The following is an 18,622-nucleotide window of genomic DNA, read 5'->3' as shown; positions in this document are numbered from 1 at the left end:
CCCCTCTTCGCCGCCCCGGCGCGGGCCCCGCGGGGCGCCCTTGCCCGGTCCCCCACGCCGTCACCGGTATCAGCCGATCCGGACCTCGTGCGCCGCGTCGGGGGCGGCGAACGCCAGCAGCCGGGCCCCCTCCTGCGCCACCGCGTCGCGGTCGGCGGCGGTGAACGCCGTGAACGGCTCGACGGCGAGCACCGCCCGGCCGCGTTCGCGCTCGATGCGCCACATCCCGGCGACGAACCCGCCGATCAGGACGGTCGGCCGGATGATGCCGTTGATGGTGAAGATGCGTTTGCGGTGCTCGTCGGAGATGATCCGGGTGCGGTCGGCGTGCGACAGCAGCACGCTGTCGAACTCGCCCAGCAGGCGCACCGGCGCGGGCGCGTCGGCGTCGGGGCGGGGCGCGTCGGGCAGGTCGAACAGCTCCACCCCGTGCTCGTCGCGGAACGCCGACAGCCGCGGCCGCAGGCGTTCGACGACCTCCTTCAGCCGGGTCACGCCCGCCCAGGCCTGCACGTCGCGCACGCTCGCCGGGCCGTACGCGGCCAGGTAACGCAGCACCATGTCCTCGGCCGAAGGGACGGCGAGCCCGGCGGACAGCCACGACTCCGCCGAGGTGTGCGCGGCCTGCCCGCTCGATCCCCACAGCCCGCGCGGCGGCACCTGCACCAGCGGCACCCGGATGCGCACCACCGGCGCGAGCGCCCCGGCGTCGTAGCCCGGGAACCGCTGTGCGAGGAGCGCGCCGAGCTCCGCGAACGTGAGTGGCTGCGCCTCCACCAGCTCGCGGCCGTGTGCGGCGACCGCGTCCAGGTCCAGCCCGGTCAGCTGCTTGCCGTATCCGGCCGCCAGCCCGCGTTCCAGCGCCGGCGCCAGCCAGGGCCGCAGCGCCAGGCAGTCGTCGGCGGTGACCAGGTGGATCGTCGAGCGCATCAGCGCGATGCGGACCACCCGCCGGTCGGTGATCAGCTGCGACAGCTCGCCGGGCGCGAAGTCTTCGAGCCGGTTCCACAGCGCGACGTACGGCGGGTTCGGGGCCTGCGCCTGCAGCCCGAACAGGTGCGCGACCGCCTCGTGCACCGGTGTGTGCGCACGTCGCAGCAGCAGTTGGCGAGACAGCAGGGCGCGGTTGAGTGTTTGACGACTGAGCACAGGGGCCATAGGCATTTAAGCTACGTGGTGCGCCCGCCGGTCCGGCCGGGCGCTCGTGGTAGGAGAGTGCGATGACCGAGCTGCCGATCCCCGGCCCGTACGTGCCTTGGGTGGACGACATCCCGTCGCGCCCCGAGGCCGACGGCCCGCTGCTAGGCGTGCGCCTGGCCGTCAAGGACCTGTTCGACGTGGCCGGCCTGCCCACCGGCGCCGGCAACCCGACCTGGCTCGCCACGCACCCGCCCGCGGTCCGCGACGCCGCGGCGGTGGCCGTGCTGACCGGCGCGGGCGCGCACATCGTCGGCAAGACGCACACCGACGAGATGGCGTACAGCCTGTTCGGCACCAACGCGCACTACGGCGCGCCGGACAATCCGGCCGCACCGGGGCACATCACGGGCGGCTCCTCCAACGGCACCGCCGCCGCGGTCGCGGAGGGTTCGGCCGACCTGGGGCTGGGCACCGACACCGGCGGCTCGGTGCGCATCCCCGCCGGCTGGTGCGGCCTGTACGGCCTGCGCCCCAGCCACAGCCGGGTCAGCCGGGCCGGGGTCGTGCCGCTGTGCGGCTCGTTCGACGTACCCGGCCTGCTCACCCGTGACCTGCCGCTGCTGCGTACGGCGACCGGTGTGCTGCTGACCGGCGGCCCCGACACCACTGCGATCCGCGGGCTCGTCGCCCCGGCCGACCTGTGGGAGCTGGCCGAACCGGCGGTACGCCAGGCGCTGCAGCCGGCCCTGGAACGGCTGGCCGCGACGCTGCCGTGCGACGAGAAGCCGCTGTGGGGCTCGGCTCCGGCACCGGACTACCGGTTCGCGTACGCGGTGCGCACCGGCTGGGAGTTCTGGCAGCGCCACGGTGACTGGGTACGCGAGCACGAACCCGTCTTCGGCCCCGGCGTGGGTGAGCGGGTGCGCCTGGCGTCGGCGCGTACCCACGAGGAACTGATGGCCGCCGACCGGGAGATCACCGCGGTCCGGACCACGATGGCGCGGCTGCTCGACGGCGCGGTGCTGGTCGTCCCGACCGCGCCCGCGCCCGCCCCCGGGCGTGGCGTCGACACCGGCCCGCTGCGTGCCCCGATCCTCGGCCTCACCGGCATCTCCAGCGTCGCGGGCCTGCCCGCGCTCAGCGTTCCCGGCGCGGCCGTGGCCGGCCTGCCGGTCGGGCTGTGCCTGATCGGCGCGCCCGGCACGGACGAGTCCCTGCTCGAACTCGCGGAGGTTCTACGATGACCGAACCGGGCGCGCTCGCGCCGGCAGACTCCGACCTGGACGTCCGCGAGGCCCCGCCGCCGGGGCTGTGGCAGCGGATGAAGGCCGATCCCCAGTACGCCCCCGAACACCTGGCGCTGGAGGCGGTGACCCGGATCGGGCCGCAGGCCGCGGCGTGGGTCGCGCGCATGCGCACCATGTACCCGAACATGCACCCCGACGGCCTGGCGCAGCTCGCGGTCAAGCGGTTCCGGCGGCACGCCAGGTTCACCGGCGCGGTGTCGGGCTCGGTCGGCCTGCCCGGCGCGATCGCCGACCTGGCGACCCTGGCCTGGACGCAGAGCCGCCTGGTGCTGCACCTGGCCGCCGTGTACGGCGTCGACCCGACCCACCCCGACCGGGCCACCGACCTGCTGGTGCTGCAGCGGGTGCACAAGGCGACCGAGGCGGCCCGGCTGGCGCTCGGCGTCGCCCAGGGCCGCGAAGGCGTCGGAGCCGCGCTGGCCAAGGGCGTCGGCACCACCGCGAGCCGGGCCCCGGTCGGCCGGGCGCTCGGGCGGCTGAGCTGGAAGCTCGCGCAGATGGCCGGGATGCGGGCGGTGCGCAAGGTCGCCGCGAAGGCGATCCCGTTCGCGGCGATCGTGTTCGGCGCGTGGGCGAACTCGTCGACCGTCAACGACCTGGCCTCGCGCACGATCAACCTGTACCGGCCGCCGGCCCTGACCGCCGTGCCGCACCCGCGCCCGGCCTCGCAGTGACCGCTGCGGATCCGGCCGTCACCGGCCACGACCTGCCCGGACCGCCGGCCCCGCCCGGCGGTCCCGGGCATCATGCCGCCAGGACCGGGTCGGCCGACGCCGTGCCCCCCGCAACGGCGGCCTTGCCCGCCCAGACCGGGCGCGCCGCGAAGAGCGCGCCCGTCGCGCGGCGGGGCAGACGCCGCGGGGAGACCACGGTCGCGGTCGTCGCCCGGCTGGCCGGGGTGTCCGCACCGACCGTGTCCAAAGTGCTCAACGGACATCCCGGTGTCGCCGCCGAGACCCGCGAGCGGGTCGAACGGGTGCTGCGGGAGCAGGATTACCGCCGCCCCGACGCGGTCACCCAGGCGCCGATGCTGGAGGTCGCCTTCCAGGCGCTGGAGAGCCACCTGGCCATCGAGATCATGCGCGGGGTGGCGCAGGTCGCGGGCGCGCGCCAGCTCGCCGTCGGCTTCACCGAGACGGCGTCGGGGCCCGGCTGGCTCGACCAGGTGCTGCGGCGGCGTCCGGTCGCGGTCATCGCGGTGTACGGCGCGGCCATGCGCCGCGAGCACGCCCGGCTCGCGGCGAGCGGGATCCCGCTGGTGGCGCTGGACCCGACGGGCGAGCCGGTGCACAGCGTGCCCTCGGTCGGCGCGGCGAACTGGAACGGCGGCCTGACCGCCACCCGCCACCTGCTGGAACTGGGCCACCGCCGGATCGCGATGATCGGCGGGCCGCCCGGCTTCCTGGCCGCCCGAGCCCGCCTCGACGGCTTCCGCGCCGCGATGGACGCCGCGGGTGTGCCGGTCGAGGAGCAGCTGCTGCGCTCGGGCACGCTGTCCTACGAGGACGGCCTGCGGCACGGGCGGGATCTGCTCGCCCTGTCCGCCCCGCCGACGGCCGTGTTCTGCTGCAACGACCTGCTGGCCCTCGGTGTGTACGAAGCGGCCCGCCGGGCCGGTCGCCGGGTGCCCGACGACCTGAGCGTGGTCGGCTTCGACGACCTGGAGTTCGCCCGCTGGAGCGGCCCCGCGCTGACCACGGTGCGCCAGCCGCTGGCCGAGATGGGCGCGGCCGCCGCCGACCTCGCCCTCACCCTCGCCGCCGGAGAGGTGCCACCCCGCCTGCGCGTCGAACTGGCCACCGACCTCACCCTCCGCGCCAGCACCGCCCCGCCGCCCCCGCCACGTTGATCATGAACGTGTGGACGTGTTCAGCGGCGTGTCGCCACCCCGGCGCCGTGATCACCGGCTGAGCCGCCGTCCAGCGCGCCGAAAGTACCGGTCCCCGGCTTGCCTTGACCCTGCTTCGCATCGACGTCTATGGTTCGGGCGAATGCATTCGCTTACATATTGGAAACGTTTCTCAGTGGCGCTGCCCCGCCGCGGGAGGAGACACCATGCAAAGAGGAGTCAGGACGTTACTGGCGCTCGCCGCGTCGGCCCTGGCCATCGTGGGAGGACTGGTGGTCGCTACACCACCTGCCGCGGCGGCGACGCTCACCGAGGTCACCAACTTCGGAACCAACCCCAGCAACCTGCGCATGCACCTGTACGTGCCCGACAACATCGGCACCCGGCCCGCGGTCGTGGTCGCGGTGCACTACTGCACCGGCACCGGCCCGGCCTTCTACTCGGGTACGCAGTTCGCGCAGCTGGCCGACCAGTACAAGTTCATCGTGATCTACCCGTCGGCGACGCGGAGCGGCAGCTGCTTCGACGTGTCGTCGTCGGCATCGCTGACCCACAACGGCGGCAGCGACTCGCTCAGCATCGTCTCGATGGTGCGGTGGGTGGTGAGCAACCGCGGCGGCGACGCCGGCCGCGTCTACGCCACCGGCGCCTCGTCCGGCGGCATGATGACCAACGTCCTGCTGGGGGCGTACCCGGACGTCTTCAAGGCGGGCTCGTCCTTCATGGGCGTGCCGTTCGGGTGCTTCGCCACGACCGACGGCTCGATGTGGAACAGCACCTGCGCCAACGGCCAGCTGATCAAGACGGCCCAGCAGTGGGGCGACCAGGTCCGCGCCGCCTACCCCGGCTACACCGGGCCCCGGCCGCGTATGCAGCTGTTCCACGGCACCGACGACGCGACGCTGCGCTACCCGAACTTCGGCGAGGCCATCAAGCAGTGGACCAACGTGCACGGCCTGAGCCAGACCCCGACGTACACCGACACGCCGCAGTCCGGCTGGACCCGGACCCGCTACGGCGGCTCGGGCGTCAACGTCGCGGTCGAGGGCGTCAGCCTGGCCGGGGTCGGCCACAACCTGCCACTGAGCGGCCAGGCCTTGATGGCGATCCAGTTCTTCGGCCTGACCTCAGCGCCGCCGAGCCCGTCGACCCCGCCGTCGCCCAGCACGCCCCCGTCGCCGAGCACCCCGCCCTCGCCCAGCACCCCGCCGTCGCCGAGCACCCCGCCGAGCCCGCAGCCGCAGGGCGCGTGCCGGGTCGGGTACACGGTCAACGCCTGGAACACCGGCCTGACCGCGAACATCACCATCACCAACACCGGAACGTCCACGGTCAACGGCTGGGCGCTGGCGTTCACGCTGCCCGGCGGGCAGGCGATCACCTCCGGCTGGAGCGCGACCTACTCGCCGACCAGCGGCACGGTGACCGCCCGGAACCTGAACTACAACGGCACGCTCGCGCCCGGCGCGAGCACCACCATCGGGTTCAATGCCAACCACACCGGCAACACCGGCAAGCCGCCGTCGTTCACCCTGAACGGCAGCGCCTGCACCATCGCGTGATGCACCGGTGACCGTCCCGGTCACGGTCTGCGGGCCGCCCGCAGACCGTGACCGGGGACGAGCCGTGTCAGGCGGGCTCGGCGGCGGGCCGGTCCGGTCCGGGTGAGGGCTGCGCGGGCCTGCGGCGCAGATTCCTGCGGAGCACGCCGAGCCCCGCCAGCGCCGACAGCCCGACGAAGATCTCCCGCCACCACCACGTCCACCGTGCGGTGGACACCCCGAACGGCCACCCGTGCGGCTCGCCCGCGAGCGCGTCTGACGCCCAGATCGGGCACAAGGTGTCCAGGCCGGGATCAGCGACCACCACACGGCGGGGCCCGCCGGGTTCCAGCAGGAGCGTGGACGCGTTGCCCTGGCCGGTGCCCGGCAGTTGGAGCGGCACCGCCGGAACGTCGCCTGGTGCCGGTCGCCGGTGAGCAGGTATGCGGTCCGTGCGAGCGCGCTCGACCGCACCCGCACGAAGTCCTCGAAGTCCTCGAAGTCCTCCACCCATGCGTCCTCGACTGGTACACGTCTGTCACCGCCGCCGCGGGTGGAACCCCTCGCCAAGCCGGGGCGAGCCATTATGCGGTGGCCGCGTCGTGGCTGCCCACGGGGTGGGCACTAGCGTGTCCGGTACGCGGCGATGACGGAGGTGGAGATGGGCGACGCGAAGTTCGTCCAGGTCGTCACGACTCTGGACGACCGGGACGCGGCACTGGCGCTGGCTCGTTCGGCGGTCGAGGCGCGGGTCGCGGCGTGCGCGCAGCTCGGCGGCCCGATCCGCAGCGTGTACCGCTGGCAGGGCGCGGTCGAGGAGGCAGACGAGTACATGCTCGTCTTCAAGACCACGGCCGACGGCTACCCGGCACTGGAGCGGCACATCCTCGACCGGCACCCGTATGACACGCCTGAGATCGTGTGCACGCCGGTGGTCGCGGGCAACCCCGCCTACCTGGACTGGGTGGCCGCCGAAACCGGGCAGTGACGGCGGCGGCCCGCCGGGGCAGAATCGACGGTCATGAAGGCTCTGTGCACCTGTGGCGTGCTCGCCGGACCGCTGTTCGTCGTCGCCTTCCTGATCCAGGGCGCGGTGAAGCCGGGCGGCTACGAGGTGTTGCGGCATCCGGTCAGCTCGCTGGCACTGGGACCCTACGGCTGGGTGCAGACCGCCGTGTTCGTCGCCTGCGGCCTGCTCACGGTGGCCTTCGCGGCAGCTCTGCTGCACCTTTCGGGCGTACGCCGCAAGATCGGTGCGGTCCTCGTCGGGCTCTGGGGTGTCGGCCTCGTCGGTGCGGGACTGTTCGTCACCGACCCGGTCAGCGGCTACCCCGCGGGCACCCCGGCCCTGCCCGCCGCCTACAGCACCGCTGGGGCGCTGCACGACCTGTTCTCCGTGGTGGCCTTCTTCAGTCTCGGCGCGGCGACCTTCGTACTGGCCGCCGGTTCCGGCCGCACCTGGGCGGTGTACTCGGTGCTGTCCGGGCTGGCCTTCCTCGGGTTCTTCTTCCTGTCCGGGGTCGGCTTCCAGCAGGATTCGTCACTGGTGGACACGGCGGGGCTGTGGCAGCGCCTGTCCCTGCTGACGGGCTGGACCTGGCTGACCATGCTCGCCTGGCGCGCCAAGGCCTACATGGCGACCTCGTGACGAGGACCTGGTGAATCCGCAGGTGGAGGGCTGTGCGGGCCGGTCTATGCTCCCCGGGTGTCACGCACCTGGCCCTCACCTGCGATCCGCTTCATCCGCTGCGGCGCTCTGGTGCTGGTCTACACCTGGATCACCGGCATGGCCCTACGGGGCTGGGCTGACGGCGACGAGGGCATCGCCTCGCTGATCATCCAAGGGCTCGTCGCGGCCGGAGGCGCGTTGGTCGTGCGTGCGGGCTGGCGCGAGACGCTGGTCCTGACCGAGGACAGAGTCATCGTCGACAACCTTGCGAGCAGTCGCCGGGAAGTGCCGCTGGCGCAGGTGGCGCAGGCGACTGCACGCCTGGGCGGGGTGCACGTCCACCTGCGGGACGGCGACGAGGTGGTCGCCAAGGCGGCCATGTGGCTCGCGGCCAACCCGTGGCGCCGCCGTCCACGCCGGAGTGAGGAAGTGGCGCGGCTGATCAATGAGGCTGTCGCGAGGCACGAGCTGCTGCAGCGCCTGGCGGACGGCCTGGTCGCCGTCGGGCGGGTGCGATCCGGTCGGTGACGGGCGAAAGCCGACTCGCGGGCATGGTTCGCCGATACGCTCTGACCTGTGCGTATGGGTGGCGAAGGCGACGTTTACACGCCGGACCCGCGCCGCTGGCGAGCGCTGAGCGTGTGCCTGGTCGGCGGGTTCATGGCGCTGCTCGACGTCAGCATCGTCAATGTGGCGCTGCCGTCGATCCGGGAAGGACTGCACGCCTCCGACAGCGCGCTGCAGTGGGTCGTCTCCGGATACGCCCTGGCTTTCGGCCTGCTGCTGGTGCCCGCCGGGCGGTTCGGCGACATGAAGGGGCGGCGCAACGCGTTCGTAGCCGGGGTCACGCTGTTCACTCTGGCCAGTGCCGCGGCCGGGCTGGCGCAGAGCGCGTTGTGGCTGGTGGTCGCGCGCATCGTGCAAGGGGCGGCGGGCGGCATCATCAATCCGCAGATCAGCGGGCTGATCCAGCAGCTGTTCCGGGGTGCGGAGCGGGGCCGCGCGTTCGGCATGCTCGGCGCGACCGTCGGTATCTCCACCGCCATCGGCCCGCTGCTCGGCGGCCTGCTGATCCAGGCCGCCGGTACGGCCGAGGGGTGGCGCTGGGTCTTCTACGTCAACGTGCCGGTCGGGGCGCTGGCGATCGGACTGGCGTACCGCTTCATTCCGAAGTTCTGCGACGACCAGCGGCGCAAGGAGAGCTTCGACCCGGTCGGGGTCGTGCTGCTGGCCGCAGGTGTGGTGCTGGTGCTGCTGCCGCTGATCCAGGAGGAGGTGTGGGTCGGGCAGGGCAAGTGGCTGCTGCTGGCGGCGGGGGTGGCGGTGCTGGGCGGGTTCGTCGCCTGGGAGCGCCGGTACGCGCGCCACGGGCATCCGATGGTCGACCTGAGCCTGTTCCGCCGCCGTTCGTACGCCCTCGGCGCGCTGCTGGGGCTGGCCTACTTCGCCGGGTTCACCGCGATCTTCTTCATCTTCACCCTCTACCTGCAGCAGGGTCTGCACTACACGGCGCTGCAGGCGGGCGTCGCGACGGTGCCGTTCGCGCTCGGCTCGGCGGTCTCGGCCAGCCTCGGCGGCCGGGTGGTGACCCGGGTCGGCCGCAGGCTGATCGCGATCGGACTCGGGCTGGTGGCGATCGGCCTGGTGGGTGTCGAGATCGCCGTCGAGCTGGTGCCGGGCCGCCACGACGGCTGGGCCACGGCGCTGCCGCTGCTGGTCGCCGGTATCGGCAGCGGGCTGGTGATCGCGCCGAACCAGACGCTGACGCTGGCCGAGGTGCCCGTCGTGGGCGCGGGCAGCGCCGGGGGAGTGCTGCAGACAGGCCAGCGCATCGGCGCGGCGGTGGGCATCGCCGTGGTCGGCGCGGTCTTCTTCGCCACGGTCGCCACGACCGGCGGCGACTTCGCCCTCGCGTTCCGGCACGGGCTGTGGGTGACCATCGCCTTCGTACTGGTCTCGCTGGTCATCGCGCTGATCGACGTACGCGCGAGCCACCGGGCCGCGGCCCGGGAATCGGCCCGTCCCGGCGTCGCCGGAGGCCTGCCGACGGCGGAGCGCCGTGTGGGGGGCGTGGACCGGTCGCGACAGGACCCGGCTCTGGACCAGCAGACCGTCTACGACGCCTGAACCTGCGCCGACACCACGTCACCGAGGACGGGCGCCTGGCGCGGTTCGCTCTCCGTCACCTGTCTCGCGTCGCCCCGGCGGCTTTCACCAGTCGGGGCGACGCGAGTCGGATGCGGGTCCGCGCGCTCGGTCAGCGGTTGACGTACGTCGCGAGGTGCTGGCCGGTGAGGGTGGAGCGGGCGGCGACGAGGTCGGCTGGGGTGCCCTCGAACACGACCAGGCCGCCGTCGTGGCCGGCGCCGGGGCCGAGGTCGATGATCCAGTCGGCGTGCGCCATGACCGCCTGGTGGTGCTCGATGACGATGACCGACTTGCCGGAGTCGACCAGCCGGTCCAGCAGGGCGAGCAGGTGCTCCACGTCGGCCAGGTGCAGGCCGGTGGTGGGCTCGTCGAGGACGTAGACGCCGCCCTTCTCCGACATGTGCGTGGCCAGCTTCAGGCGCTGCCGCTCGCCGCCGGACAGCGTGGTGAGCGGCTGGCCGAGGCTGAGGTAGCCGAGGCCGACATCGGCGAGGCGGTCGAGGATGGCGTGCGCGGCCGGGGTGCGGGCCTCGCCCGCACCGAAGAACTCCTCGGCCTCGGTCACCGACATCGCCAGGACCTCGCTGATGTCGCGGCCGCCGAGACGGTACTCCAGCACCGAGGCCATGAACCGCTTGCCTTCGCACTCCTCGCAGACGGTGGCCACGCCGGCCATCATCGCCAGGTCGGTGTAGATGACGCCGGCGCCGTTGCAGGTGGGGCAGGCGCCCTCGGAGTTGGCGCTGAACAGCGCGGGCTTGACGCCGTTGGCCTTCGCGAACGCTTTGCGGATCGGCTCGAGCAGCCCGGTGTAGGTCGCCGGGTTGCTGCGCCGCGAGCCGCGGATCGCGCCCTGGTCGATGGAGATGACGCCCTCGTCGTCGGGGATCGACCCGTGCACCAGCGAGCTCTTGCCGGAGCCGGCGACGCCGGTGATGACGGCCAGCACCCCGAGCGGGATGTCGACGTCGACGTCGCGCAGGTTGTTCGCCTTCGCGCCGCGGATGGCGAGGCTGCCGGTGGCGGTGCGCACCTTCTCCTTGAGGGTGGCCCGGTCGTCGAGGTGGCGGCCGGTGAGGGTGCCGCTGGTGCGCAGTTGCTCGACGGTGCCTTCGAAGCAGACGGTGCCGCCGCCGGTGCCGGCGCCGGGGCCGAGGTCGACGACGTGGTCGGCGATCGCGATCGCCTCGGGCTTGTGCTCGACGACGAGCACCGTGTTGCCCTTGTCCCGCAGTCGCAGCAGCAGGCCGTTCATCCGCTGGATGTCGTGGGGGTGCAGGCCGATGGTGGGCTCGTCGAAGACGTACGTGACGTCGGTGAGCGACGAGCCGAGGTGGCGGATCATCTTGGTGCGCTGCGCCTCGCCGCCCGACAGCGTGCCCGCGGGCCGGTCGAGGGAGAGGTAGCCGAGCCCGATCTCCACGAACGAGTCGAGGGTGTGCTGCAGCTTGGCGAGCAGCGGCGCGACCGACGGCTCCTTGAGGCCGCGGACCCAGTCGGCCAGGTCGCTGATCTGCATCGCGCAGGCGTCCGCGATGTTGATCTTTCCGATCTTCGAGGAGCGCGCGGCCTCGCTCAGCCGGGTGCCGCCGCAGTCGGGGCAGGTGCCGAAGGTGATGACCCGCTCCACGAAGGCCCGGATGTGCGGCTGCATCGCCTCGACGTCCTTGGCCAGCATCGACTTCTGGATCTTCGGGATCAGGCCCTCGTACGTGAGGTTGATGCCCTCGACCTTGATCTTGGTCGGCTCCTTGTGGAGCAGGTCGTGCAGTTCCTTCTTGGTGAACTTGCGGATCGGCTTGTCCATGTCGAAGAAGCCGCTGCCGCTGAAGATGCGGCCGAACCAGCCGTCCATGCTGTAGCCGGGGATGGTGAGGGCGCCCTCGTTGAGCGACTTGCTGTCGTCGTACATCGCCGACAGGTCGAAGTCGCTCACCCGGCCCATGCCCTCGCAGCGCGGGCACATGCCGCCGGTGATGCTGAAGCTGCGGCGCTCCTTGGTGGTGGTGCCGCCCTTTTCGATGGTGACCGCGCCCGCGCCGCTGATCGAGGCGACGTTGAACGAGTACGCCTGCGGCGAGCCGATGTGCGGCTTGCCGAGCCGGCTGAACAGGATGCGCAGCATCGCGTTGGCGTCCGTTGCGGTGCCGACGGTCGAGCGGGCGTTGGCGCCCATCCGCTCCTGGTCGACGATGATCGCGGTGGTCAGCCCGTCGAGCACGTCGACGTCGGGCCGGGCCAGCGTCGGCATGAAGCCCTGCACGAAGGCGCTGTATGTCTCGTTGATCATCCGCTGCGACTCCGCGGCGATCGTGCCGAACACCAGCGAGCTCTTGCCCGAGCCGGACACGCCGGTGAACACCGTGAGCCGGCGCTTGGGGAGCTCGACGCTGACGTCCTTGAGGTTGTTCACGCGCGCGCCGTGCACGCGGATCAGGTCATGGCTGTCGGCGGCGTGCACCTCGGGCGGCTGCTTGTCCGTCCTCGTGGCCTTGCTCATCGTGTCTCCATCTGTCGGCGGGTCCACCTGATCGGCGGGGGTCGGCGTTCGGCGCAGCAACCACGGTAGCCATGCCGCTTCGGGCCGTGGAATCCCTGTGGCCTCGGACACGCTGAGTGACCGGCCGAGGCGTCAGGCCGGTCACTCAGACGGTCGCGCTCACTGGTCCTGGAGGAGTCCGAGGACGTTGCCGTCGGGGTCGGTGAAGGTGGCCACCAGGCGGCCGCCGCCGACGTCGCGAGCGGGCTCCTTCACCTTGCCGCCCGCGGCGGTGACCTCGGCCAGCTTCGCCTCGATGTCCGGCACGTGCCAGTAGGCGACCGGCGAGGTCATGCCCTGCGGCCCGCCGCCCGGCACCAGGCCGATGTGCTGACCGGCGACATCGAAACCGACGTAGTAGGGCCCGTCGGCCTGCGGCTGCACGCCGAGCAGCGCGGAGTACACGGCTTTGGCCGCCGCGAGGTCGGTCACCGGGTGCAGCACGGTCAGGATGCCCGCGGTCGAAGAGTCGGTCATGTTCACTCCCAGGTCGTAGTGGCTATGTCCACGACGGTCACTCTAGGTGACCGTGAGGAGCGTCGGCTTCTCCATTCCTGACCGGTCTGCCCGCCGGTGTGAGCCGGTCTGCCCGCCGGCCCTCAGAAGTCGCCGAAGTCGCCGAAGCCGGAGTCGAAACCGCCGGAGTCGTAGCCGCCCGCTTCGTAGCCGCCGGACTCAGGTCCCTGGCCCTGCCCGGCGTAACCGGTGTCGGCGTACGTGTCGGCCGCACCCGGGTCCTGGGCGTCCACCGTTGCGGCGTCCTGGGTGTCGGCGGCCGTCGTGTCGGGGGCGACGTCCGGGGTGAGCGCGTCGTGGATCATGTCGCCGACGACCATGCCGCCGAGGAAGCCCAGCGCGGCGCCGCCCAGCCCGGCGCCGATCAGCGTGCCGGTGCCGCGGTAGCCGCTGTAGCGGTAGCCGCCGAAGCCCTGTCCCGGGTAGGCGTACGGCTTGCGGGGCTGTCCCGGCGCGGCCGGTCCGGTCTGCACCGGGGGTTGCATGAACGAGCCCGGGTCCTGGTCCGGCAGCGCCGCGACGCGGTCCAGGGCGCGGCGCACCCAGCCGTCGACCAGCTCGATCCACTGGGCCGGCTGCGCGATCAGCGCCCGGAACTGCTCCTCGGTCACCCGGTGCACGTCGCCGGGGCCTGCCCGGCCCGCGAGCTCGGCCGCCACGGTGAGCCCCTGCGGGTCGGCGGCGAGGGTGAACACCAGCTGCGGGATGTGCGGTCCGACCGGCTGACCCTGCGGGACCGGGGCGTAGAAGGTGATCGCCTGGGTCACCGGCGAGCCCGGTCGCAGCTCGCTGCGCGCGAAGCGGCTGCCGACGGTGCCCAGCGCGTCCAGCACGTACTGGGCGATCTCGGTCGGCTCGACGCCCAGCGGGTCGAAGTCGGTCTTCGCCGAGCCCTGGGCGACGGTGACCTCGGTGCGCACCCCGACGGTCACCCCGGGCATCGGGTGCCCGTAGACCAGCGTGACGGGGGCCGAGTACGGCGTGGCCAGGTGGAACCCGACCGCATGGCCGGTGCCCCCGGTCAGCGCCAGCCGGTCGGCCACCGGGTAGCGGCCCAGCTCGACCTCCGCGCCGCCGGAGTTCGCGACCAGCAGCAGCTGCACCGAGGTGATCTCCACGTCGCCCTTGGCGTGCAGGCGCACCTGCCCGGAGAACGCGCCGCCCGGCCTGGTCGCCGGGGTGGACAGCACCGTGTCGACGTCGACCCCGCCGAAGCCCAGGCTGCTGAGAATGCGCCGCAGGACCATGCCTCCATCATGCCGCCGCCCAGCCCCAAGATCTGCGAACTTGCCCGGCACCTGTGCGTATCTTGGCCGCGCTTACGCACAGGTGCCGGGCAAGTCGCCTGATCTTGGGGCTGGGCTGGGCGGGGCGGGCGGGTGGGCGGTCGTGATCTTGGGGCTGGGCGGGTGGGCGGTCGCGAGCGGGTGGGCCGGACGTTCGCGGCCGGTGGGGCAGGGGCCGGGGTCATACGGGGCCGGGCACGCGCGGGACCGGATTGTGGAGGAGGCCGAGCGCGGATGCGGGCCGGTCCGTCAGGCGGGGGTGAGGCGGCGGTCGTGGGGCATCTGCCAGCCTGCGGCGAGGCGGGACGGGTGCAGGTTGTCGCCGCCGCCGAAGAACTCGCAGAACTTCATGATCAGCGGGTCCCAGGCGACCGGGTCGACGTAACGGGTGCCGGGAATGATCAGGTCCTGCTCGACGTGGGCGCGGCGGACCTCGGCGACGAACGCGGTGCCGAACGGGTCCGGGCCGCCGATCGGGAACGTGCCGCTGATCTCGCACTCCAGCTGGATCGGGCACTGCGCCACCCGGTCCGGCGCGACCAGCTCCGAGGGCTGCGGGCTCAGCCCGGCCGCCGCGAACTTGTCGGGCACGTGGCGGTAGCCCATCGCCAGCTTGCGCGACGAGGGCTGCGGCGAGCCGGTGGTCAGCGCCAGCCGGTCCACCGCGTCGACCAGCGTCGAGGGCACCAGGTTGAGCACGCACTCGCGCTCGCGCCGCAGGTTGGCGGCACTCTGCCCGCTGTCGCCCAGGCCGAGCACGCAGGTGCTGCCCAGCCACCAGGCTGAGGACATCGGGGCGAGGTTGGTCGTGCCGTCCGGGTTGCGGGAACTGATGATCACTACCGGGGTGCCGAAGTACAGCACCTTGAGGTCGAGGGTCTGGTGCACTGTCGCCGTCCTGGAGTCGCGTCCGCGCCCCGCGGTGCCGGGGCCGGTTCCGAGACTGCCGGGACGGCGGCCGCCACGCTGGCGGGGAACGGACGTGGCATCAGGTCAGCGGCGCACCTGCAGGGTGGACAGCAGCTCGGCGGTCGCGGCGGCCACGGCGGCCACCGCCTTGTCGAAGGCCTCTGAGTTGTGCGCGGCCGGGGCGCGGAAACCGGAGATCTTGCGGACGTACTGCAGCGCGGCGGCCTGCACGTCCTCCTCGGTGACGATCTCCTGGAACGGCGGGCGGAGGGTCTTGATACTGCGGCACATGGTTGCCATTGTGCTCCGCGGGCATCATGGACGGGTGTCCGCAGCCGTGCCGATGACCGAGAGCCGACCCGCCGCCGTACGCGTGCTGGCCCTCCTGCTCGCCGTGACCGCCCTGGCCACGGCGTCGGTCGAGTGGCTGAACTGGTACTACGCCGAGGACGGCGGCTACCCGCTGTTCGTGCGCACCGCCTGGGCGCTGCTGCGCTCGCTGCTGTTCCTGGTGCTGATCTTCCACCTGTGGCGGGGCCGGCACGGCGCCGCGCCGTTCGGTCTGATCCTCGCGGTCACGACGCTGTTCGCGCTGGCCCGGCTGGTCGTGCCGCGGCACGGCTCGCCGGCGGTGCCCGGGATCATCGGGTTCGGCGTGGTGACGGTGCTGTGCCTGACCGTGGTGCTGCTGCTGTACCGGTCGGCGAGCGTGCAGGAGTATCTGAGCCGGCCGAAGTTGCGCTGGTGGATCAGCCGCGACGGGCTGACCCGCAAGGAGATGCCGAGCCGCCCGCAGGTGCCCGGCTGGGTGCTGACCACCCGGGTGGCCGTGTTCAGTTACAGCGCGCTGATGCTGGTCGCCTGCGTGGTGTCGATCGGGCGGGTGTTCGAGGGCGAGGTGACCCTGCTGCCCGTGGTCGTGGGCTGGTTCGTGTTCGCGCTCGTGGTCAGCTACGCGGCGCTGTTCCTGAGCATCTTCCTGGTCAAGGGCAAGGCGTGGGCGCGCTGGCTGCTGGTACTGCTGACACTGCTGGTGCTGCTGATGCACCTGCCGCTGTGCATGCTGATGCTCGGGGTGGACGGGCTGGTCCGCGACGGCGGCCCGCTGGTGGTCGCGGCGCTGCTGGCGTTGTGGGGTCTGTGGCGGGCCGGCCGCAACGGCCACTTCACCCCCGGCGCCGCCCACCCGGCCGAGGCCGACACCCCGACCCCGACCCCGACCGCCGACACCCGCCACTGACACCGCCCGGCCCCGCACACCCACCCCGCCCTGTCATAGACGTTGGCCTATCTCATCGACTATTTTGAGATCATTTTCGATGAGATAGGCCAACGTCTATAAAAAGGCGGCCCGCGGACGACGTGCGCTCAGGTCGTGGTGCGGAAGGTGCGGCGGTAGGCGAGCGGGGCGGTGCCGACCGTGGCGCGCAGGTGCTGGCGCAGTGAGACGGCGGTGCCGAAACCGGCCTGGTCGGCGACCTGGTCGATGGTGAGGTCAGTGCTCTCCAGCAGGTGGCGGGCGTGCTCGACGCGCTGGCGGGTGAGCCAGCGGCCCGGAGACAGCCCGGTCTCCTCCCGGAACCGCCTGGTGAACGTGCGTACGCTCATGCGCGCGTGGCGGGCGAGCTGCTCCAGGTCGAGGGGTTCGCCGAGGCGGGCCAGCACCCAGTCGCGGGTCGCCGCGGTAGAGGTGTCGCCGGGGGCGGGCAGCGGGCGTTCGATGAACTGGGACTGGCCGCCGTCGCGCCACGGGGCCACCACGCAGCGGCGGGCGGCCCGGTTGGCGACCTCGCTGCCGTGGTCGCGGCGGATCACGTGCAGGCACAGGTCGAGTCCGGCGGCGACGCCGGCGGAGGTGAGCACCTGCCCGTCGTCGATGAACAGCACGTCGGCGTCGAGCTCGACGTGCGGGAACCGGCCGCGGAAGTCCTCGGCGTAGGCCCAGTGGGTGGCGGCGGGGCGGTCGTCGAGCAGGCCGGCGGCGGCCAGTACGTACGCTCCGGTGCAGATGGACATGATCCGTTTGCCGGCGGCGTGGGCCGCGCGGAGCGCGGTCATGGCCTGAGCCGTGGTGGGGGCGTCGAGGCGCTCGCGGTGGATGCCGGGCACGATCACGGTGTCGGCCCAGTCGAGCAGGTCGAGGCCGTGGTCGGGCTGCACGGCGAAGCCGGCGCTGGCGCGGATCGGGCCGCCGTCGGGGGTGCAGACGCGGGTCTCGTAGAGCCGGTGACCGGCGCTGTCGGTGGCGCAGCTGAACACCTGGCTCGGGATGCCGAGGTCCAGTGCCATCACCCCGTCGAGGGCGAGCACGGCGACCCGGTGGCGGACGGTCATGGCCGAATTCTTTCACATAGTGGCGGTCAAGCCACTGGTTGCCGGTGCATGGAATCCGGACCATGGACGGCGTGACGTTGCTGGAAAACAGGGTGAAGAGGACGAGAAGTCAGAATCTCGTCTGGGCGGTCGCCGCAGTGGCGCTGGTGTCCATCGTCGGCGCGGCCGGGTTCCGGGCCACGCCCGGCGTGCTCATCGAGCCGCTGGAGCAGGCGTTCGGCTGGTCGCGTGGCACCATCTCGGCCGCCGTATCGATCAACCTGGTGCTGTACGGCCTGACCTCGCCCTTCGCCGCCGCGCTGATGGAGCGCTTCGGCATGCGCCGGGTGGTGGCCGGGGCGCTGCTGCTGGTCGCCGCGGGCAGCGGGCTGACCGTGTTCATGACCGCGAGCTGGCAGCTGATGCTGCTGTGGGGCGTGCTGGTGGGCCTGGGCACCGGCTCGATGGCGCTGGCGTTCGTGGCCACGTTCACCAGCCGCTGGTTCGTCAAGCACCGGGGCCTGGTGACGGGCGTGCTGACCGCGGGTGGCGCGGCCGGGCAGCTGGTGTTCCTGCCGCTGTTGGCGAGCCTGGTGCAGGCCTACGACTGGCGGGTGGCGGCGTTGACCGTCGCCGGATCGGCGCTGCTGGTGGTGCCGCTGGTGCTCTGGCTGCTCCGCGACGACCCCGCCGACCTGGGCATCACCGCGTACGGCGCGAACCCCGACGCGCCCGCGGCCGCCCCGTCCGTGAGCACGGGCGCCGCCCGCCGGGCCCTGGGCGCGCTGCGCGACGCCGCGAGGACGCGCACGTTCTGGTTGCTGGCGGGCGGCTTCGCGATCTGCGGCGCGACCACCAACGGCCTCGTGGGCACGCACTTCATTCCGGCCGCGCACGACCACGGCATGCCCACCACCACCGCGGCCAGCCTGCTCGCGCTGGTCGGCATCTTCGACATCGTCGGCACCATCGCGTCGGGCTGGCTCACCGACCGCTTCGACCCGCGCTGGCTGCTGGGCGTCTACTACGCGCTGCGCGGGCTGTCGCTGATGCTGCTGCCGGAGCTGTTCGCCGCCGATCCGCACCCGAGCATGCTGGTCTTCATCCTGTTCTACGGGCTGGACTGGGTGGCCACCGTGCCGCCGACGATCGCGCTGTGCCGGCAGCATTTCGGCGCGTCGGGGGCGATCGTGTTCGGCTGGGTCTTCGCCTCGCACCAGTTCGGGGCGGCGGGTATCGCGCTGGTCGCCGGCCTGGTCCGGGACAGCAGCGGCTCGTACGCCGCGGCGTTCTACGGGGCCGGGCTGCTGTCACTGGCTGCGACCGCGATGTCCCTGGCCATCACCCGGCCGGGCGTGCTGCGGCGCTGGCGGCTGGCTGCATGATCGCGGCCTGACCTGCCCCG

The 18,622-nt window shown here is 72.6% G+C and carries 18 protein-coding genes; 10 read left to right on the top strand and 8 right to left on the bottom strand.

What is annotated here, in order from left to right; genetic code table 11:
- Positions 1-69: 69 nt before the first annotated feature.
- Positions 70-1,158, bottom strand: a complete 1,089-nt coding sequence (locus FLL47_RS01290; RefSeq protein WP_144118525.1) for a winged helix DNA-binding domain-containing protein — start codon at positions 1,156-1,158, stop codon at positions 70-72.
- A 62-nt stretch (positions 1,159-1,220) separates the two neighbouring features.
- Between FLL47_RS01290 and FLL47_RS01285 the strand changes: the two genes are divergently transcribed.
- The 4 genes from FLL47_RS01285 to FLL47_RS01270 all read left to right on the top strand — a co-directional run bounded on the left by FLL47_RS01285 (position 1,221) and on the right by FLL47_RS01270 (position 5,858).
- Entirely contained in the window at positions 1,221-2,384 is a 1,164-nt protein-coding gene (locus FLL47_RS01285; protein ID WP_144118524.1) for an amidase family protein, read from the top strand.
- Positions 2,381-3,121, top strand: coding sequence for an EcsC family protein (locus FLL47_RS01280; protein WP_144118523.1), 741 nt, complete (start codon positions 2,381-2,383; stop codon positions 3,119-3,121). The genes FLL47_RS01285 and FLL47_RS01280 overlap by 4 nt, the downstream gene beginning before the upstream one ends.
- Before the next feature lie 101 nt (positions 3,122-3,222).
- Positions 3,223-4,296: a LacI family DNA-binding transcriptional regulator gene (locus FLL47_RS01275; RefSeq protein ID WP_246157424.1), complete on the top strand. Its 1,074-nt coding sequence runs from the start codon at positions 3,223-3,225 to the stop codon at positions 4,294-4,296.
- 206 nt (positions 4,297-4,502) lie between these two features.
- A complete protein-coding gene (locus FLL47_RS01270) occupies positions 4,503-5,858 on the top strand; it encodes an extracellular catalytic domain type 1 short-chain-length polyhydroxyalkanoate depolymerase (RefSeq protein ID WP_144118521.1) in 1,356 nt (451 codons plus the stop codon).
- A gap of 67 nt (positions 5,859-5,925) precedes the next feature.
- Here the strand turns inward: FLL47_RS01270 and FLL47_RS01265 are convergent, their stop codons facing one another.
- Positions 5,926-6,240: a hypothetical protein gene (locus FLL47_RS01265; RefSeq protein ID WP_144118520.1), complete on the bottom strand. Its 315-nt coding sequence runs from the start codon at positions 6,238-6,240 to the stop codon at positions 5,926-5,928.
- Between the two features lie 243 nt (positions 6,241-6,483).
- On the opposite strand from FLL47_RS01265, the gene cutA reads away from it, so the two are divergent.
- The 4 genes from cutA to FLL47_RS01245 are packed head-to-tail and all read left to right on the top strand — an operon-like array spanning position 6,484 to position 9,633.
- Positions 6,484-6,825 (top strand): divalent-cation tolerance protein CutA, encoded by a 342-nt coding sequence (cutA, locus tag FLL47_RS01260; RefSeq protein ID WP_246157423.1) that lies wholly within the window; start codon positions 6,484-6,486, stop codon positions 6,823-6,825.
- A 33-nt stretch (positions 6,826-6,858) separates the two neighbouring features.
- Complete coding sequence (locus FLL47_RS01255) at positions 6,859-7,485, top strand: DUF998 domain-containing protein (RefSeq protein ID WP_144118519.1); 627 nt, start codon at positions 6,859-6,861, stop codon at positions 7,483-7,485.
- A gap of 57 nt (positions 7,486-7,542) precedes the next feature.
- Positions 7,543-8,034 (top strand): hypothetical protein, encoded by a 492-nt coding sequence (locus FLL47_RS01250; RefSeq protein ID WP_144118518.1) that lies wholly within the window; start codon positions 7,543-7,545, stop codon positions 8,032-8,034.
- Between the two features lie 54 nt (positions 8,035-8,088).
- On the top strand, positions 8,089-9,633 hold the full coding sequence (locus FLL47_RS01245) for an MFS transporter (RefSeq protein ID WP_144118675.1): 1,545 nt from the start codon (positions 8,089-8,091) through the stop codon (positions 9,631-9,633).
- A gap of 130 nt (positions 9,634-9,763) precedes the next feature.
- On the opposite strand, the gene FLL47_RS01240 is transcribed toward FLL47_RS01245, so the two are convergent.
- From FLL47_RS01240 to FLL47_RS01220, 5 genes are all read right to left on the bottom strand, one after another.
- Positions 9,764-12,154 (bottom strand): ATP-binding cassette domain-containing protein, encoded by a 2,391-nt coding sequence (locus FLL47_RS01240; RefSeq protein ID WP_144118517.1) that lies wholly within the window; start codon positions 12,152-12,154, stop codon positions 9,764-9,766.
- A gap of 159 nt (positions 12,155-12,313) precedes the next feature.
- Entirely contained in the window at positions 12,314-12,670 is a 357-nt protein-coding gene (locus tag FLL47_RS01235; protein ID WP_144118516.1) for a VOC family protein, read from the bottom strand.
- Positions 12,671-12,792: 122 nt separating this feature from the next.
- On the bottom strand, positions 12,793-13,956 hold the full coding sequence (locus FLL47_RS01230; RefSeq protein WP_144118515.1) for a sporulation protein: 1,164 nt from the start codon (positions 13,954-13,956) through the stop codon (positions 12,793-12,795).
- Between the two features lie 288 nt (positions 13,957-14,244).
- Positions 14,245-14,883, bottom strand: a complete 639-nt coding sequence (locus FLL47_RS01225; protein ID WP_144118514.1) for a flavin reductase family protein — start codon at positions 14,881-14,883, stop codon at positions 14,245-14,247.
- A gap of 105 nt (positions 14,884-14,988) precedes the next feature.
- Complete coding sequence (locus tag FLL47_RS01220; protein ID WP_144118513.1) at positions 14,989-15,195, bottom strand: DUF2277 domain-containing protein; 207 nt, start codon at positions 15,193-15,195, stop codon at positions 14,989-14,991.
- A 34-nt stretch (positions 15,196-15,229) separates the two neighbouring features.
- On the opposite strand from FLL47_RS01220, the gene FLL47_RS01215 reads away from it, so the two are divergent.
- Positions 15,230-16,144 carry a hypothetical protein gene (locus tag FLL47_RS01215; RefSeq protein WP_246157422.1) on the top strand — a complete coding sequence of 305 codons (915 nt, stop codon included), beginning with the start codon at positions 15,230-15,232 and terminating at the stop codon, positions 16,142-16,144.
- Positions 16,145-16,272: 128 nt separating this feature from the next.
- Here the strand turns inward: FLL47_RS01215 and FLL47_RS01210 are convergent, their stop codons facing one another.
- The gene (locus tag FLL47_RS01210) at positions 16,273-17,238 is read right to left on the bottom strand and encodes a GlxA family transcriptional regulator (RefSeq protein ID WP_144118512.1); all 966 of its coding nucleotides are present in this window, start codon (positions 17,236-17,238) and stop codon (positions 16,273-16,275) included.
- Positions 17,239-17,315: 77 nt separating this feature from the next.
- Between FLL47_RS01210 and FLL47_RS01205 the strand changes: the two genes are divergently transcribed.
- A complete protein-coding gene (locus FLL47_RS01205) occupies positions 17,316-18,602 on the top strand; it encodes an MFS transporter (RefSeq protein ID WP_246157442.1) in 1,287 nt (428 codons plus the stop codon).
- Positions 18,603-18,622 lie beyond the last annotated feature (20 nt).

It is taken from the genome of Catellatospora sichuanensis (assembly GCF_007483665.1).
Taxonomy (GTDB): Bacteria; Actinomycetota; Actinomycetes; order Mycobacteriales; family Micromonosporaceae; genus Catellatospora; species Catellatospora sichuanensis.
This window is presented reverse-complemented; position numbering and strand designations above follow the sequence as displayed.

Bases quoted from the DNA above. Each gene is read 5' to 3' on its own strand.
- FLL47_RS01290 (WP_144118525.1), bottom strand. From the start codon at position 1,158: ATGGCCCCTGTGCTCAGTCGTCAAACACTCAACCGCGCCCTGCTGTCT.
- FLL47_RS01285 (WP_144118524.1), top strand. From the start codon at position 1,221: ATGACCGAGCTGCCGATCCCCGGCCCGTACGTGCCTTGGGTGGACGAC.
- FLL47_RS01280 (WP_144118523.1), top strand. From the start codon at position 2,381: ATGACCGAACCGGGCGCGCTCGCGCCGGCAGACTCCGACCTGGACGTC.
- FLL47_RS01270 (WP_144118521.1), top strand. From the start codon at position 4,503: ATGCAAAGAGGAGTCAGGACGTTACTGGCGCTCGCCGCGTCGGCCCTG.
- cutA (WP_246157423.1), top strand. From the start codon at position 6,484: ATGACGGAGGTGGAGATGGGCGACGCGAAGTTCGTCCAGGTCGTCACG.
- FLL47_RS01255 (WP_144118519.1), top strand. From the start codon at position 6,859: ATGAAGGCTCTGTGCACCTGTGGCGTGCTCGCCGGACCGCTGTTCGTC.
- FLL47_RS01245 (WP_144118675.1), top strand. From the start codon at position 8,089: ATGGGTGGCGAAGGCGACGTTTACACGCCGGACCCGCGCCGCTGGCGA.
- FLL47_RS01240 (WP_144118517.1), bottom strand. From the start codon at position 12,154: ATGAGCAAGGCCACGAGGACGGACAAGCAGCCGCCCGAGGTGCACGCC.
- FLL47_RS01235 (WP_144118516.1), bottom strand. From the start codon at position 12,670: ATGACCGACTCTTCGACCGCGGGCATCCTGACCGTGCTGCACCCGGTG.
- FLL47_RS01230 (WP_144118515.1), bottom strand. From the start codon at position 13,956: ATGGTCCTGCGGCGCATTCTCAGCAGCCTGGGCTTCGGCGGGGTCGAC.
- FLL47_RS01220 (WP_144118513.1), bottom strand. From the start codon at position 15,195: ATGTGCCGCAGTATCAAGACCCTCCGCCCGCCGTTCCAGGAGATCGTC.
- FLL47_RS01210 (WP_144118512.1), bottom strand. From the start codon at position 17,238: ATGACCGTCCGCCACCGGGTCGCCGTGCTCGCCCTCGACGGGGTGATG.